This window comes from Streptomyces yangpuensis, from assembly GCF_024666385.1.
Classification (GTDB): domain Bacteria; phylum Actinomycetota; class Actinomycetes; order Streptomycetales; family Streptomycetaceae; genus Streptomyces; species Streptomyces yangpuensis.
Map to the genome: position 1 here is coordinate 1,607,124 of NZ_CP102514.1, position 14,947 is coordinate 1,622,070.

Genomic DNA, 14,947 nt, shown 5'->3' on the forward strand with positions numbered 1-14,947 from the left:
GCGGGGACTGTAGCGCGCCCGGGCGCTCCACGTCAGCGCCCCAGTAGTCTCAGCGCTCATGGAGCAGAGGCATCTCGGCCGCACCGGACTGCGCGTCTCCCGGATCGGCCTCGGCACCCTCACCTGGGGCCGCGACACCGGCGAGGAAGCCGCCGCCGAACAGGTGAAGACGTTCTGGGAGGCGGGCGGCACGCTCGTCGACACCGCCGACGTGTACGGCGGCGGGGAGGCGGAGTACCTCCTGGGGCGGCTGGTGGGCGGGCTCGTCCCGCGCCGGGACCTGGTCATCGCGACCAAGGCGGGCAGCGTCCGGGACCCGGACCGGCGCTTCGACGGCTCGCGCGGCCATCTGCTCGCGGCCCTGGACGACTCGCTGGACCGGCTGGGCACCGACTACGTCGACCTCTGGCAGGTGCACGCCTTCGATCCGGTGACTCCGGTGGAGGAGACCTTGCAGGCCCTCGACCTGGCGGTGAGCAGCGGCCGGGCCCGTTACGCCGGGGTGGCCGGCTTCTGCGGCTGGCAGCTGGCGAAGGCGGCGACCTGGCAGCTCGCGGCTCCGGGGGTACGGACCCGGCTCGCCTCGACGCAGATGGAGTACTCCCTGCTGCAGCGCGGCGTCGAGCGGGAGGTGCTGCCGGCCGCGCTGGACCTGGGGGTCGGCCTGCTGCCCTCGTCCCCGCTGGGGCGCGGGGTGCTGACGGGCAAGTACCGGGAGGGCACCCCGGCGGACTCCCGGGGCGCCTCGCCGGCCCTGTCCGCGCTGGTGGAGCCGTACCTTGACGAGGCGGCGGCCGGGATCGTGGACGCGGTGGTGACGGCGGCCCAGGGCCTGGCCGTGACCCCGCTCCAGGTGGCGCTGGCGTGGGTCCGCGACCGGCCGGGGGTGGTCGCGCCGATCGTCGGCGCGCGGACGTCGGCGCAGCTCGCGGCGGCGTTGTCGGTGGAGGAGCTTAGTCTTCCCGAGGAGATCTGCCGGGCGCTGGACGACGTCTCGGCGCCGGAGCACCGCTATCCCGATCAGGACTGGAGCACGCTGTGAGCACGGACCGTCACGCCGAAGCCGAACCCGCTGACGCGGAAGACCCGGCCGAGGCGCGGCCCGCAGGCGAGGCGGATACCGCCGGCGCACAGGGTCCGGCCGGGGCACAGGCTGACTCGGGCCACCCCGAAGGCGGTGCCGCTGACACGGAAGACCCGGCCGAGGCGCAGCCCGCAGGCGAAGCGGATACCGCCGGCGCACAGGGTCCGGCCGGGGCACAGGCTGACTCGGGCGACCCCGAAGGCGACACCGCTGACGCGGAAGACCCGGCCGAGGCGCGGCCCGCAGGCGAGGCGGATACCGCCGGCGCACAGGGCCCGGCCGGGGCACAGGCTGACTCGGGCGACCCCGAAGGCGACACCGCTGACGCGGAAGACCCGGCCGAGGCGCGGCCCGAGGGCGAGGCCGCGGACGCGGAAGACCCGGCCGGGGCGGGCGCCGCGGGTCCGGGCGGGGACGGGGGGCCGGGGGCGGAGCCCTCGGTTTCGGGAAGGGGCGGGGTGGGGGAAAGCCCCGCAGGGCCCACCCCCGAGGCGGCAGCGGACGGCGGCGGCATCAGTGAGGCTCAGGCCGAACTGGCCGCGCAGAAGGTCGAGCGGGAGCGGATCGCCCGCCGCAAGGCGGAACGGGAGCATCCCGTCGACGCCGGCGCCAAGCTCAGCGGAAAGGCCGCCGACCTGCTGGCCGCCGTACGGGCCGTGGAGAGCGGCGCGAAGCCCTCCCCCGTCTACTTCGACGACGCCCCGGCCGCGCCCCGTAAGGCGGCGCCCGCTCCCCCGGCACCCCGCCCGCCCGCTCCGGCGCCGAAGGCGGCCCCCGTACCCTCCGCCGACGCCGTCGACGGCGTACGGGCCGTCCTGGCCCGCGGTGGTGCTCCCGAGTCGCTGGCCGGTCCCGTGGCCGCGGCCCTGGGCGACGGCGCCGCCGAGGAACTCGCGGAGAACCCGTGGCGGCTGCTGGCCGTACCCGCCGTACGGCCGACGCAGGCGGACGGCTTCGCCCGTGCGCTGCTGGGCGCCGGGGCCGGTCCCGGCGACGAGCGCCGTACGGCCGTCCTGGTCGGCTGGCTGCTGGACCAGGCCGGCCTGAAGGGCCACACCGCGCTGGAGGCACCGGTCCTGGAGAAGGCCCTGGCCCAGTACGGCGTGCCCGATCCGGCCGAGGCGCTCGAACAGGCCGTCGCGGAGGCGTCGGTACTGGTCTTCCACGAGCCCCTGGGCCCGCCGGTGGAGGAGGGCGAGGAGCAGCCGGTACGGATCCTCGTGGGCCTGGAGGGCGCCGCGATGGCCGAGGAGAGCCTGGCCGACGGCCTGGCCCGGCTGTCCGGTACCTTCGCCGGGCCGGCGGACTGGGAGCAGGCCGCCTCGGCCGCGCCGGACCGGTCCTCCGGCGAGCTGATCCGCGCGGTCGCCGGCCACGGTCTGGTCACCCACACCGGTGGTGAGGCCGCCCGGGCCGAGCCGCTCGCTCTGGCCGCGGCGGCCCGTGAGCTGGGCCTGCGCGTCTGCGTGGCCGCGCACGCTCCCGGCGGCGGCCCGGACGCGGTGACGGTGGCGGGGCTGCTCTCCGGCGAGGAGGGGCCCGGGCGGGACGCGGACGGGCAGTTCGCGCTGGACCTGCTGGTCGTGCTGGACGCGCCGCAGCTGGACGTGGAGAGCGCGGCCGCGCTGGTCGAGGGCGTCCCGGACGGGGCCCGGCTGGTCCTGTCCGGCGACCCCGGCGTGCTCGGTTCCGCGGGGGCGGGGCGGGTGTTCGCCGATGTGCTGGCGGCGCGTACCTGCCCGCAGCTGGTCTCCCGTACCCCGGATCCGGGTCCCCTCGGTGAGCTGGTCTCGGGCGTGGGGATCGGGGAGCTGAACCAGGTCGACGCCCCCGGCAAGGAGGTCGTCATCGTCCCGGTGCAGGACGCCGGCGAGGCCGTGCACCGTGCCGTGCAGTTGGTGGCCGAGTCGGTGCCGCGGGCTTTCGGGGTCCCGGCGGACGGCGTTCAGGTGATCGCCCCGGGGCACGGCGGTCCCGCGGGGACGCGGGCGTTGAACGCCGCGCTCAAGGAGCGGCTCAATCCCGGTCCGGGCCGGTTCGGCGGCTTCGACCCCGGGGACCGGGTGGTCCACGTGCCGTCTCCCGGGCGGGCCCTGCCGGCCCGTGTGGTGTCGGCGGACGCACAGGGGCTGCATCTGGAGCGAGCGGGCGTGCGGATCGTCGTACCGAAGGAGCTCGTCGAGTCCCAGGTGCGGCACGGCTGGGCGGTGACGGCGCATCAGGCGGTGGGCTCGCGCTGGCCGGCGGTGGTCGTGGTCCTGCCGGGTGACGCGGCGCAGTCCCTGTCCCGGGACTGGGTCTACACGGCGTTCGGGCGGGCCGGGCGGCACCTGTCGGTGGTGCACGGCGTCGATCAGGCGCTGCCGCGCGCGGTCGCCGAGGTGCTGCCGAAGCCGCGGACGACGCGGCTGACGGGTCTGCTGAAGGCCCTGGCCGCGGCGGGCGGACAGCCGGAGCAGTAGTCGGCCGTGGCCTCCCGCCCCCGAGGGGCGGGAGGCCACGGTGCCGGGCCGCGCCGGGCCGCGCCGGGCCGCGCCGGTGCGCGGTCGCGGTGTCAGGCGGGGGTCAGGCGGGGGTCAGTCCCGGCCGGGCGGTCCGGCCCCCGTCCCGGTCCTGGCCCTGGCTCTTGCCCTGATCCTGTGCCTGGTCGTCGATTTCGTCGAACTCGTCCGTCTCCTCGTCGAAGACGGAACTGACGTCGAAGCGGTGCAGCACGTCCTGCGGGTCGGTGTGCGCGAAGGGCGAGCCCAGCCACTCCCCCGGTTCCGCCATCTCCTCCGAGGCGGCGATCCAGAGCGTGGAGTCGCCCTCCTCCAGCCCGAAGTCCTTGGAGCGGGAGGCGATCTCGTCGGGTTCGTACTCCCCGAAGAGCACGCCGAGGGCGTCCGCGGTGCCGCCGTCGTGGGCGAAGTCGGCGTCCAGGTCGTGCGCGGCGACCCGTTCGGCCTGTGCGATCAGCCGCGCCGGTTCGACGACGGCGTAGTCGCGGCGGATGAGCACGCTGAAGGCGGCGGGCTCGGCGGGGCCGGTGTACGGGACGCCGTCCTCGGGCGTCGGGATCTCGAAGGGCGTGACCTCGTCGTAGCGGTCGTAGAGGAGTTCGTCGTACTCCTCGGCGGCGGCGGCGAGTTCGTTGAAGGCGGCGTAGACGTCCGGATCCTCGTCCCCGATCCTGCGCTCGACCGCGGCGAGGTGGCGGTCGAGCGCGGCCTTGACCGCCTCGGCGGCGGCGCGGACCTCGGCAACAGTGGGCAGAGCGGCATCAGACATAGAGCAGACGCTATCCGTAGCAGGGCTGTGCCCGCACAATAGATGCGATGCCGGAATACGAATTTGTCGACGTGTACGTGCCCCGCGGGGTTCCTCGCAAGGAGGCCACCCGCCTGCTGACCGACCATGCCGAGTACGGGAACTGGGAGATCGACCGGCTGAGCCTGCACCGGGACGGCAGCCGCCGCGTGCGGCTGCGCCGCCGGATCATCCGTCAGGTCCGCGCGACCTGGTGAACGCGGGCCCCGGGGGCGGGGCCCGCGTGTTGATGTCCGTCAGGCGGCGTTCCTGGAGCGCCGGTAGAGGATGGTGCCGGCGAGCAGCAGGCCACCCGCGATCGGGAGGCCGGCGGTCAGGACGTCGCCGGACCCGGTCTCGGCGAGGCTGGGGTTCACCCCGATGCCGGTGCCGGTGCCGGTTCCCGTGCCGGGAGTACCCGTACCCGGGTTGGCCGGGGTGCCGGGGTTACCCGGGGTGCCGGGCGTGCCCGGGGTTCCGGGGTTCCCAGGATTGCCGGGGGTACCAGGGTTCCCGGGGTTCCCGGGATTGCCCGGGTTGCCGGGGTTCCCAGGATTGCCCGGGTTGCCGGGGTTCCCAGGATTGCCCGGGTTGCCGGGGTTCCCAGGGTTCCCCGGAGTCCCAGGGTTCCCCGGATTCCCAGGGTTCCCAGGGTTCCCCGGATTCCCGGGGTTGCCCGGGTGGTCGTCGCACGGTTCGTCGTCGCCCGGGTTACCAGGGTTGCCCGGGTTACCGGGGTTGCCCGGGTGGCCAGGGTTGCCCGGGTGCCCCGGGTGACCGGGGTGACCCGGCTTGCCGTGGCCCGAGGTGTTGGCGCAGTGGTTACCGAAGGCCGGGTTGAGGCCTCCCACCACCGTCACCGTGTTCCCGCAGGCGTTCACCGGCGCGTCCACGGGCGCCTGCACGGTGTTCCCGGACAGCAGGCCCGGAGAGTTCTTCGCATGCCCCGAAGCGCCGGAATCCGCGTGTGCGTGGCCCCCGGCGAGCGCGAGGACACCCCCCGCGGCAGCCATGGTGATCAGGGTCTTCCTGGTGACCTGTGCCGGTCGTCGCATCTGTACTCGTCCCCTGGTGTGTACGTGTCGGCCGGGCGCTCGGAGGCCCGGCCGCCCAGGCTCCCCCGCCTGGTACTCCGAAAAGTGGTTCCGGGCCGTAAAAGCCCGGTGGCCCCGGAGCGCTGGATTGCGCTCCGGGGCCGAAGACTTCAGACGCGTCAGGCGTTGACGCAGGTGTTGCCGAAGGCCGGGTTCAGCAGGCCGATGACGGACACGGTGTTGCCGCAGACGTTCACCGGGATGTGGACCGGGACCTGGACGACGTTGCCGGACAGGACACCCGGGGAGCCGATGGCCGCACCCTGGGCACCCGCGTCGGCGACGGCCAGACCCGCACCCGCGAGAACCAGACCACCGGTGGCAGCCGCAGCGGCGACAACCTTCTTGAGCATTGTTCCTCCTAGTAGGCAAAGTGCGGTCCCAGCCGCGGACCGCACCACCTGTAACGAGGAGGGATCACCAGGGCTACGAGCGTATGAGTGCATTCACTCTTCTCAGTGGAATGCGCACACCTTCTCGAATGTCAGGCGTTGTCGATGAACCGGTCGAGCACGCGCACCCCGAACTTCAGCCCCTCCACCGGCACCCGCTCGTCCACGCCGTGGAACATCCCGGCGAAGTCCAGCTCCGGCGGCAGCTGCAGCGGCGCGAAACCGAAGCAGCGGATGCCGAGGTCGTCGAAGGACTTCGCGTCCGTACCGCCCGAGAGCATGTACGGGACCGCCCGCGCGATCGGGTCCTCCGCCTTCAGGGCGCCCTGCATCGCCTCGACCAGCCGGCCGTCGAAGTCCGTCTCCAGCGCCCTGTCCCCGTGCACGTCCTCGCGCTTCACGCGGGGGCCGAGGATGCGGTCGAGGTCGGCGAAGAACTCGTCCTCGTAACCCGGCAGGAAGCGGCCGTCGACGTGGGCCGTCGCCTGGCCCGGGATGACGTTGACCTTGTAGCCGGCGCCGAGCATCGTCGGGGCCGCCGAGTTCCGCAGGGTCGCGCCGACCATCTTGGCGATGCCGCCGAGCTTGGCGAGCGTGGCGTCCATGTTGTCCGGGTCCAGGGGGGTGCCGAGCGCGTCCGAGAGCTCGTCCAGGAAGGACCGTACGGTCTTGGTCACGCGCACCGGCCACTGGTGGCGGCCGAGCCGGCCCACGGCCTCGCACAGCTCCGTGATGGCGTTGTCGTTGTTGGTCATGGAGCCGTGGCCCGCGGTGCCCTCCACCGTGAGCCGCATCCAGTGCATGCCCTTCTGGGCGGTCTCCACGAGGTAGAGCCGGAGGTTCTCGTTCACGGTGAAGGAGAACCCGCCGACCTCACCGATCGCCTCGGTGACGCCCTCGAACAGCCCCGGGTGCTTGTCGACGAGGTGGCGGGCGCCGTAGATGCCGCCCGCCTCCTCGTCGGCGAGGAAGGCCAGCACGATGTCCCGCGGGGGCTTGCGGCCGCTGCGCATCCGGTCGCGGACGACGGCCAGCGTCATCGCGTCCATGTCCTTCATGTCGACGGCGCCGCGGCCCCACACGCAGCCGTCGGCGATCTCGCCCGCGAACGGGTCGTACGTCCAGTCCGCCGCGTTGGCCGGAACCACGTCGGTGTGCCCGTGGATCAGCAGCGCGGGCCGCGAGGGGTCCTCCCCCTCGATCCGCGCCACCGTCGAGGCGCGGCCCTTGTGCGATTCGAAGATCTGCGGCTCCAGCCCGACCTCGGCGAGCTTCTCGGCGACCCACTCCGCCGCCTTGCGCTCCCCGGGGCCCGAGTGGTCGCCGTAGTTGCTGGTGTCGATCCGGATGAGGTCCCGGCAGAGGTCGACGACCTCGTCCTCGCCGGAGACGGTCTTGCCCGCGCTCGCCTGGCTCACGCTGCTTCCTCCCACTGATCCACGCAGTACCGAACCCTCCCATCCTCGCGCCCCCGGGCCGCTCTCCCCAAGGGCGATCCCCGGCCGTCGGGGGGTGTGATCGAGGACCCCCCGCCGTTTGGTAATGTTTTCCACGTCGGAACGGCCCGCGAGGGACGGACGGCACTCACCCGGTCCGGGTGGCGGAATGGCAGACGCGCTAGCTTGAGGTGCTAGTGCCCTTTATCGGGCGTGGGGGTTCAAGTCCCCCCTCGGACACCAGCAGAAGGACCCCGCTTCGGCGGGGTCCTTCTTCGTTCCCGGAAGCCGCCGCAGGCGGCACCGGGCGCGCGGCGGCGACCCCGGAATGTTTGGTAGTGTTTCGCTCGTCGCAACGGCCCGTGGGGCCGCACGACACACACCCGGTCCGGGTGGCGGAATGGCAGACGCGCTAGCTTGAGGTGCTAGTGCCCTTTATCGGGCGTGGGGGTTCAAGTCCCCCCTCGGACACCACGGCGAGAGGCCGGTCAGGAGAAATCCCGACCGGCCTCTCGTGCGTTTCCGGCCAGTGCGGGGGACGGAAACGGCGTACGTACCGTCCCGCGCGCCCTGCGCCCTGCGCCCTGCGCCCTGCGCCACCGGAACGCACGCGGTGGCTTCCCAGCCCACAGGCGCCCGTCTCGGCAGTTCAGGGCGTCCTACGGACCTCCGGCGGCCCTGCCGCGCGAAGTCCCGGTGGCGCGGCCGGGAGCCCGGTCCCGTGGCCCGGAGTGAACGGCGAGACCCCCGCGCGGGAACGGGTTCCGGCGCGGGGGTCTCGTGGACCGCGGGGTGCGGGGTGCTGGGGTCAGTCGCGGGGGGTGGCCAGTTCGGCGACTCGGCCGCGGACCAGGAACCAGCCGCCGACCAGGGCGGCGGCGATGACCGGGACGAGCATGACCGTGGTGCGGCCGACGCCTCCGTCGCACCACATCAGGACCAGGACCGTGGCGAGGAAGATCAGGGTCACGATCTGGGTGTAGGGGGCCCAGGGCAGGCGGTAGGACGGGCGGGAGACCAGGCCGTTCTTCGAGCGGTGCCAGAAGAACAGCGAGCAGAGCATGACCATGCCCCAGGTGCCGAGGATGCCGATGGAGGCGAGGTTGAGGACGATCTCGAAGGCCTCGCCGGGCATGAAGTAGTTCAGGCCGACGCCGGCGACACCGAAGGCGGCGGTGAACAGGACGCCGCCGTAGGGGACCTTGCCCTTGTTCATGACGCCGGTGAACTTCGGGGCGGAGCCGGACAGGGCCATCGAGCGCAGGATGCGGCCGGTGGAGTACAGGCCGGAGTTCAGCGAGGACAGGGCGGCGGTCAGCACGACCAGGTTCATGATGCCCGCGGTGCCGGGGATGCCCAGCTTGTCGAAGACGGTCACGAACGGGGACTGGTCGGCGGAGTAGGCCGTGTACGGGAGCAGCAGGGCCAGCAGGACGACCGAGCCGACGTAGAAGACACCGACGCGCCACATGATGGAGTTGATCGCCTTCGGCATGATCTTCTCCGGGTTCTCGGTCTCGCCCGCGGCGACGCCGCACAGCTCGACGGAGGCGTACGCGAAGACGACGCCCTGGACGACCAGGAGCATCGGGAGGACGCCGGAGGGGAAGAGGCCGCCGTTGTCGGTGATGGTCGCGAGGCCCGGGGTGTGGCCGTCGATCGGGTGGCTGGTGGCGACCAGGTAGATGGCGACCAGCATGAAGATCACCAGGGCGCTGACCTTGACGATGGAGAACCAGAACTCCATCTCGCCGAAGTACTTCACCGAGATCAGGTTGGCGGTGAGGACGATGGCGAGGGCGATGAACGCGAGGACCCACTGGGGTACGTCGGTGAAGGCGGACCAGTAGTGGGCGAACACGGCGGCGGCCGTGATGTCGGCCACGGTGGTGGTGGACCAGTTCAGGAAGTACAGCCAGCCGGCGGTGTACGCGCCCTTCTCGCCCATGAACTCGCGGGCGTAGGAGACGAAGGCGCCGGAGGAGGGCCGGTAGAGGACGAGCTCGCCGAGGGCCCTGACCACGAAGAAGGCGAAGACGCCGCACACGGCGTAGGCGATCGCGAGGGAGGGGCCGGCGCCGGCGAGGCGGCCGCCCGCGCCGAGGAACAGGCCGGTGCCTATCGCTCCGCCGATCGCGATCATGTTGATGTGGCGGGACTTGAGGTCCTTGCTGTAACCCTCGTCACCGGCGTCGACATGGCGGGAGGACGCCGGGGCGGGTGCCTCGGTCAAGGTGCGGTCACTCATCTACGACTTCGCCTTCGTGGGTGGGACAGGCAGCCCGGACGGCCTCGCAGGGGAGCTGGGTGGTGTCCCCTGTGACGCGTTCCGGGTGTTTTGATCGCCATAGGAGACCACGAGGCTCTGCCAGCCGCCAAAATCGCCCCCTGCACGCCGAAGCCCCCGACGACCTTGGAAACGGGCGTCGGGGGCTTCGTAGAGCCTCGAAAGCGAGGTCAGTCGGCGGGTGTGACATCGGCCGCCTGATCGAGACGGAAGGCTTCGTTGCCGAGTCCGATGCGGGCGTGGACCTCGGGGCGGCTGCGGCGCAGGAGGACCCCGTACAGCAGCCCGACGACGACGGCGGCGCCGATGACGCCGGGCAGGACCCAGCTGAGGGCGGAGCCCTTCTCGGCGCCGACGAGGACGCCGAAGTCCTTCACGGTGTAGATGGCGATGGCGAGCAGGGCGAGGCCCGCGGCGCCGGCCGCGGCGAGCCGCCAGACCTGGGCCCCGGCGGTGCCGCGGCGGACGAAGAAGGCGATCACGGCGAAGGAGGCGGCGGCCATGAGGAGTGTCACACCGAGGGCGCCGACGCTGCCCATCCAGGTGAACAGGTGCAGGACGGGGGCGGTGGGGTCGCCGGCCGGGAGGTCGTCGGTGACCGCGAAGGCGAGGACGACGAGGGTCGCGACGCCGGTCTGGAGCAGCGAGCCGGTGGCGGGGGCGCCGGTGCCGGCGTTGGTGCGGCCGAAGGCGGCCGGGAGCAGGCCCTCGCGGCCCATGGCGAAGGCGTAGCGGGCGACCACATTGTGGAAGCTGAGCATGGCGGCGAACATGCCGGTCACGAACAGGACGTGGAGGACGTCGGTGAAGGCGGTGCCGAGGCGGGCCTCGGTCAGCTGGAAGAGCAGGCCGGGACCGGCCTCGCCGGCCGTCCTGACGACCTCGCCGGGGCCGGTGGCGACGGTGAGGGCCCAGGCGCTGAAGGCGAAGAAGAGGGCGACGAAGCCGACCGCGAGGAACATCACGCGGGAGACGACGATGTGCGGCCTGCTGGTCTCCTCGGCGTACACCGGGGACTGCTCGAAGCCGACGAAGGCGGCGATGCAGAAGCACAGGGCGGTGCCGAGGCCGGCTCCGGAGAGGGTCTCGGGGTTGAAGGCGTGCAGCGAGAGGCCTTCGGGGCCGGGCTCGGTGAGGGCGGCGGCGTCGAAGACGACGACCAGGGCGCACTCGATCAGCAGGAGGACGCCGAGGACCTTGGCGTTGAGGTCGATCTTCAGCCAGCCGAGTGCGCCGGTGACGGCGACGGCGAGCAGGGCGGGGATCCACCAGGCGAGTTCGATGTGCAGGTACGTGGCGAAGAGGCCGGAGATCTCGAAGCCGAGGATGCCGTAGACACCGACCTGCATGGCGCTGTACGCGACGAGGGCGACGAGCGAGGCGGCGGCGCCGGCGGTGGGGCCGAGGCCGCGGGCGATGTAGGCGTAGAAGGCGCCGGCGTTGTGGACGTGGCGGCTCATCTCGGCGTAGCCGACGCTGAACAGCGCGAGGACGAGGCCCAGGATGACGAAGAGCAGGGGCTGTCCGACGACACCCATCAGGCCGAATGTCGTGGGCATGACACCCGCGACCACCATGAGGGGGGCGCTCGCGGCGAGTACGGAGAGCAGCAGGCCGGCGGTGCCGAGGCGGTCGGCGCGCAGAGCGCGGTCCTGGCCCTTGTAGGTGCGTATCTCGGACGGCTCCTGGAGCGTGGTGGGTCTGCCCGTCGGCATGGCGGCGTCCTTTCGGGGGCGCGGTTCTTTCGGGGGCGGATGGGGGTGGAGCGGGGTGGGGTGGGGCGGGGGTGGGTCGGAGTGGGGGCGGGGTGGGTCGGAGTGGGGGCGTGGGGGTCAGGCGGTGCCGAGCGCGACGTTGCGCGCCGCGAGGAAGGCCTTCTGCGGGTCCCGGTCGGGATAGGACCAGGGGGCGGGGGTCGCGTGGCTGCCGATGCGGTGGAAGAGCGCGGCGGCCTCGGCGGGGCGGCCCTCGCAGAGTTTGGCGTGGGCGAGGAAGTTGAGGTCGACCCGGTTGCGGGGGTGGTCGTCGCGCTCCCACTCCAGCCACCAGTCGAAGGCGGAGCGCAGGACCTGGCGGGCGCGGCGTCCCTCCCAGTGCGCGGCGGCCGCCTCGGGGGTGTGGCCCTGCGTGGCGGCGAGCACCCGGTAGCGCTCGGCGTGCGCGACGACGGGGAGGACGGCCAGCGGCGAGTCGGCCGGGGACTCCTCGGCGGCCCAGGCCGCGAAGTCGTAGACCTCGTGGAGCGGGCCCTGGCCGGGGCCGAGGGTGCGTTCGGCCAGCCTCGCCACCATGAGGTGGTGGGCGTGGTGGTGCTCGCGGTGGCGGGCCCGGACCTGGTCGAAGTGGCGGCTGAACTCCTCCTCGGTGCCAAAGGCGCGGGACAGCAGGAGCAGTCCGAGCCAGGGCGTGGGGTCGTCGGGGAGCAGGGCGGCGGCCCGGCGGCAGGCCTCCTCGGCCGCGGCCGGGGTGCCCTTGCGGCGCAGGGCGCCGAAGACGGCGGCGCAGGCGAGGAGGGTGGCGGCGTCGGCGCTGTCCGGTTCGGCCAGCAGCCACTCGCGGGCCCAGGCGGTGGCCGCCGGGGTCTGGGCGAGGACGACGACGCGGTGGCCCCGGCGGTCCCAGTCGTCGCCGGTGCCGACGAGGAGGGAACGGACCCTGGCCCAGCGTCCCTGGGTGAACTGGGTGCGCACGTCGATGAGTTCGGCGTCGCAGAGGGCCGGGTCGAAGAGCTGGGCGTCCCGCTTGCGGGCGCGGCCGAGGGGCGGCGGAGGCGGGGACATCCGCGGGTTTCCCTCCAGGACGCGGGTGGACGGGGGATCGGGTTCGGTGGGGGCCGTCGCACGCGCGGGGCGCACGCGCACGGTCGGCGGTCGGGCTGGGCTCCGGGGATCGTGCCGGTGGAGCTCGGCGGAAGCCCCGACGGAACTCCGGAGGAAGTGCGGTGGAACTCGAGGGGTCGCCCGGAACACGGGCGGAACCGGCCGGAATCCGGCCGGAACTCCGGTACGCACTCCGGTGATCACGCACAGCAAAGCGGTACGCGCAGCTCCGAGTCAAGGTCCAGTCCACTGCGTGGCGGGTTTCAACTGCTCCGCGGGCCGTGCCAGTTGGCGCGCGATATTCGTTCCGGGCCGCCGCGGGCCGCGCCGTAGGGTGCCCGTATGACTGCATATGACGATCTTCCCCCCTACCTTCTGGGGTTCCCCGGCCCGTTGCGGGACCAGCTGGTCGCGGCCGTGCTGAGCGGGGCGAAGACCAGCACCACCGGCCTGCTCGCCGAGTACGAGGCGGAGCGGGAACCGCTGCCGGAGCCCGGCTCGCGATCCCTGCTGGTCGACTCCGACGAGCGCGGCGTGGCGGTGGTGGAGGTGACGGCCGTGGAGGTCCTGCGGCTCGCCGAGGTGACGCTGGAGCACGCGCTCGACGAGGGGGAGGGATACACGTCGGTGGCCGAATGGCGTACGGCACACGAGGAGTTCTGGCACAGCGAGCCGGTGCGGACGGTGATCGGCGACCTGGGGTTCACGGTCGACGACGACACCCTCGTCATCGCGGAACGCTTCCGAGTCATCGAACGCCTGGCCTGACGCTCCGGCCCGGCCCGGAGCGGGCCGGGGCGAGCCGGGGCGGGCCGGGGCGGGGCCGCGGACGCCGCACCGCGCCCGGCGCGCGTACCGCCGCGAGCGGGTCAGGCCACCGACCGGGCTGCGGCTCGGCCGGCTGCGCGGCCGGAGAAGATGCAGCCGCCGAGGAAGGTGCCCTCCAGGGCGCGGTAGCCGTGGACGCCGCCGCCGCCGAAACCGGCCGCCTCGCCCGCGGCGTAGACGCCCGGGAGCGGTTCGCCCGTGCCCGTCAGCACCCGGGAGGACAGGTCGGTCTCCAGCCCGCCCAGCGACTTGCGGGTCAGGATGGAGAGCCGTACCGCGATCAGCGGACCGGCCTTGGGGTCCAGGATCCGGTGCGGGGCGGCGGTGCGGATCAGCTTGTCGCCGAGGTAGCGGCGGGCTCCGTGGATGGCCGTCACCTGGAGGTCCTTGGTGAAGGGGTTGGCGATCTCCCGGTCGCGGGCCACGATCTCGCGCCGGACGGTGGCCTCGTCGAGGAGGTCCTCCTTGGTCACCGCGTTCATGCCGCGCACGAGGGCGGACAGGTCGCGCTCGACGACGAAGTCGGCGCCGTTGTCCATGAAGGCCTTGACCGGGCCGGGTACGGCCTGGCGCGCCCGGTTGATGACGTCGCGCACCGAACGGCCGGTGAGGTCGGGGTTCTGCTCGGAGCCGGAGAGGGCGAACTCCTTGCCGATGATGCGCTGGTTGAGCACGAACCAGGTGTGGTCGTGGCCCGTCTTCATGATGTGGTCGAGCGTGCCGAGGGTGTCGAAGCCGGGGAAGAGCGGTACGGGCAGCCGCTTGCCGGTGGCGTCCAGCCAGAGCGGGGACGGACCGGGGAGGATGCGGATGCCGTGCTTGGCCCAGATCGGGTCCCAGTTCTGGATGCCCTCGGTGTAGTGCCACATCCGGTCCTTGTTGATGTGGCTGGCGCCCGCCGCCTCCGCGATGCCCAGCATCAGGCCGTCGACATGCGCGGGGACCCCGGACAGCATCCGCTCGGGCGGGGTGCCGAGCCGGGCGGGCCACTGGGCGCGGACGAGGTCGTGGTTGCCGCCGATGCCGCCGCTGGTGACGATCACGGCCTGGGCCCGCAGGGAGAAGGAGCCGGTGGCCTCGCGGCTGCTGGCGGTGCCCCGTACGGCGTCGGACGGCTCCAGGATCTCACCGGTGACGGTGTCCACGGCGCCGGCGGTGGCGGCCAGCCCGGTCACCCGGTGCCGGAACGCCAGGCGGACCAGGCCGCGGGCGACGCCTTCCCGGACCCGCCGTTCGAACGGCTCGACCAGTCCGGGGCCGGTGCCCCAGGTGATGTGGAAGCGGGGGACCGAGTTGCCGTGGCCGTTCGCGTCGTAGCCGCCGCGCTCGGCCCAGCCGACGACAGGGAAGAAGCGGACACCGCGGGCGTGCAGCCAGGGGCGCTTCTCCCCGGCCGCGAAGTCGACGTAGGCCTCGGCCCAGCGGCGCGGCCAGGCGTCCTCCTCGCGGTCGAAACCCGCGGTGCCCAGCCAGTCCTGGAGGGCGAGGTCCCGGCTGTCCTTGATCCGCATCCGGCGCTGCTCGGGCGAGTCCACGAGGAACAGCCCGCCGAAGGACCAGTGCGCCTGGCCTCCGACGGACCGTTCCGGCTCCTGGTCGAGCAGGATGACCTTGCGGCCCGCGTCGACGAGCTCGGCGGTGGCCACGAGGCCCGCGAGCCCGGCTCCGATCACGATCACGTCTGCGTCGTACGTCATGCGGATACCCGTCCTCCGTCGC

General features: G+C 73.1%; 11 protein-coding genes, 2 tRNA genes and 1 pseudogene. 6 read left to right on the forward strand and 8 right to left on the reverse strand.

The window, feature by feature from the left end:
* Positions 1 to 58 precede the first annotated feature (58 nt).
* Together NRK68_RS07430 and NRK68_RS07435 are read left to right on the forward strand one after the other, a co-directional pair.
* Positions 59 to 1,042 (forward strand): aldo/keto reductase, encoded by a 984-nt coding sequence (locus NRK68_RS07430; protein WP_183067693.1) that lies wholly within the window; start codon positions 59 to 61, stop codon positions 1,040 to 1,042.
* A gap of 500 nt (positions 1,043 to 1,542) precedes the next feature.
* The gene (locus NRK68_RS07435; RefSeq protein WP_257855389.1) at positions 1,543 to 3,546 is read left to right on the forward strand and encodes an ATP-dependent DNA helicase; all 2,004 of its coding nucleotides are present in this window, start codon (positions 1,543 to 1,545) and stop codon (positions 3,544 to 3,546) included.
* Positions 3,547 to 3,649: 103 nt separating this feature from the next.
* Here NRK68_RS07435 and NRK68_RS07440 read toward each other — a convergent pair whose 3' ends face one another.
* Positions 3,650 to 4,354 (reverse strand): hypothetical protein, encoded by a 705-nt coding sequence (locus tag NRK68_RS07440; RefSeq protein ID WP_257855390.1) that lies wholly within the window; start codon positions 4,352 to 4,354, stop codon positions 3,650 to 3,652.
* Positions 4,355 to 4,401: 47 nt separating this feature from the next.
* Here NRK68_RS07440 and NRK68_RS07445 point away from each other — a divergent pair, with 47 nt between their 5' ends.
* A complete protein-coding gene (locus tag NRK68_RS07445; RefSeq protein ID WP_030037337.1) occupies positions 4,402 to 4,590 on the forward strand; it encodes a DUF5703 family protein in 189 nt (62 codons plus the stop codon).
* Positions 4,591 to 5,241: 651 nt separating this feature from the next.
* Here NRK68_RS07445 and NRK68_RS07450 read toward each other — a convergent pair.
* The 3 genes and pseudogenes from NRK68_RS07450 to NRK68_RS07460 form a co-directional block, all read right to left on the reverse strand.
* Positions 5,242 to 5,427, reverse strand: a pseudogene (locus tag NRK68_RS07450) (chaplin); the annotation flags it as partial.
* 158 nt (positions 5,428 to 5,585) lie between these two features.
* Positions 5,586 to 5,819 carry a chaplin ChpH gene (gene chpH / locus NRK68_RS07455; RefSeq protein WP_030963738.1) on the reverse strand — a complete coding sequence of 78 codons (234 nt, stop codon included), beginning with the start codon at positions 5,817 to 5,819 and terminating at the stop codon, positions 5,586 to 5,588.
* 131 nt (positions 5,820 to 5,950) lie between these two features.
* Complete coding sequence (locus tag NRK68_RS07460) at positions 5,951 to 7,276, reverse strand: M20/M25/M40 family metallo-hydrolase (protein WP_046780538.1); 1,326 nt, start codon at positions 7,274 to 7,276, stop codon at positions 5,951 to 5,953.
* A 173-nt stretch (positions 7,277 to 7,449) separates the two neighbouring features.
* Between NRK68_RS07460 and NRK68_RS07465 the strand changes: the two genes are divergently transcribed.
* Together NRK68_RS07465 and NRK68_RS07470 are read left to right on the forward strand one after the other, a co-directional pair.
* Positions 7,450 to 7,537: transfer RNA gene (locus NRK68_RS07465), tRNA-Leu, on the forward strand.
* A gap of 143 nt (positions 7,538 to 7,680) precedes the next feature.
* Positions 7,681 to 7,768 (forward strand) — tRNA-Leu (locus NRK68_RS07470).
* Between the two features lie 334 nt (positions 7,769 to 8,102).
* On the opposite strand, the gene NRK68_RS07475 is transcribed toward NRK68_RS07470, so the two are convergent.
* The 3 genes from NRK68_RS07475 to NRK68_RS07485 form a co-directional block, all read right to left on the reverse strand.
* Entirely contained in the window at positions 8,103 to 9,542 is a 1,440-nt protein-coding gene (locus tag NRK68_RS07475; protein WP_257855392.1) for an amino acid permease, read from the reverse strand.
* A gap of 209 nt (positions 9,543 to 9,751) precedes the next feature.
* On the reverse strand, positions 9,752 to 11,296 hold the full coding sequence (locus NRK68_RS07480) for an APC family permease (protein WP_183067697.1): 1,545 nt from the start codon (positions 11,294 to 11,296) through the stop codon (positions 9,752 to 9,754).
* Between the two features lie 117 nt (positions 11,297 to 11,413).
* On the reverse strand, positions 11,414 to 12,361 hold the full coding sequence (locus tag NRK68_RS07485) for a hypothetical protein (protein WP_183069382.1): 948 nt from the start codon (positions 12,359 to 12,361) through the stop codon (positions 11,414 to 11,416).
* A gap of 381 nt (positions 12,362 to 12,742) precedes the next feature.
* Here NRK68_RS07485 and NRK68_RS07490 point away from each other — a divergent pair, with 381 nt between their 5' ends.
* On the forward strand, positions 12,743 to 13,168 hold the full coding sequence (locus NRK68_RS07490; RefSeq protein ID WP_183069381.1) for an ASCH domain-containing protein: 426 nt from the start codon (positions 12,743 to 12,745) through the stop codon (positions 13,166 to 13,168).
* A gap of 101 nt (positions 13,169 to 13,269) precedes the next feature.
* Here NRK68_RS07490 and NRK68_RS07495 read toward each other — a convergent pair whose 3' ends face one another.
* A complete protein-coding gene (locus NRK68_RS07495; protein WP_183069380.1) occupies positions 13,270 to 14,925 on the reverse strand; it encodes an FAD-binding dehydrogenase in 1,656 nt (551 codons plus the stop codon).
* Positions 14,926 to 14,947 lie beyond the last annotated feature (22 nt).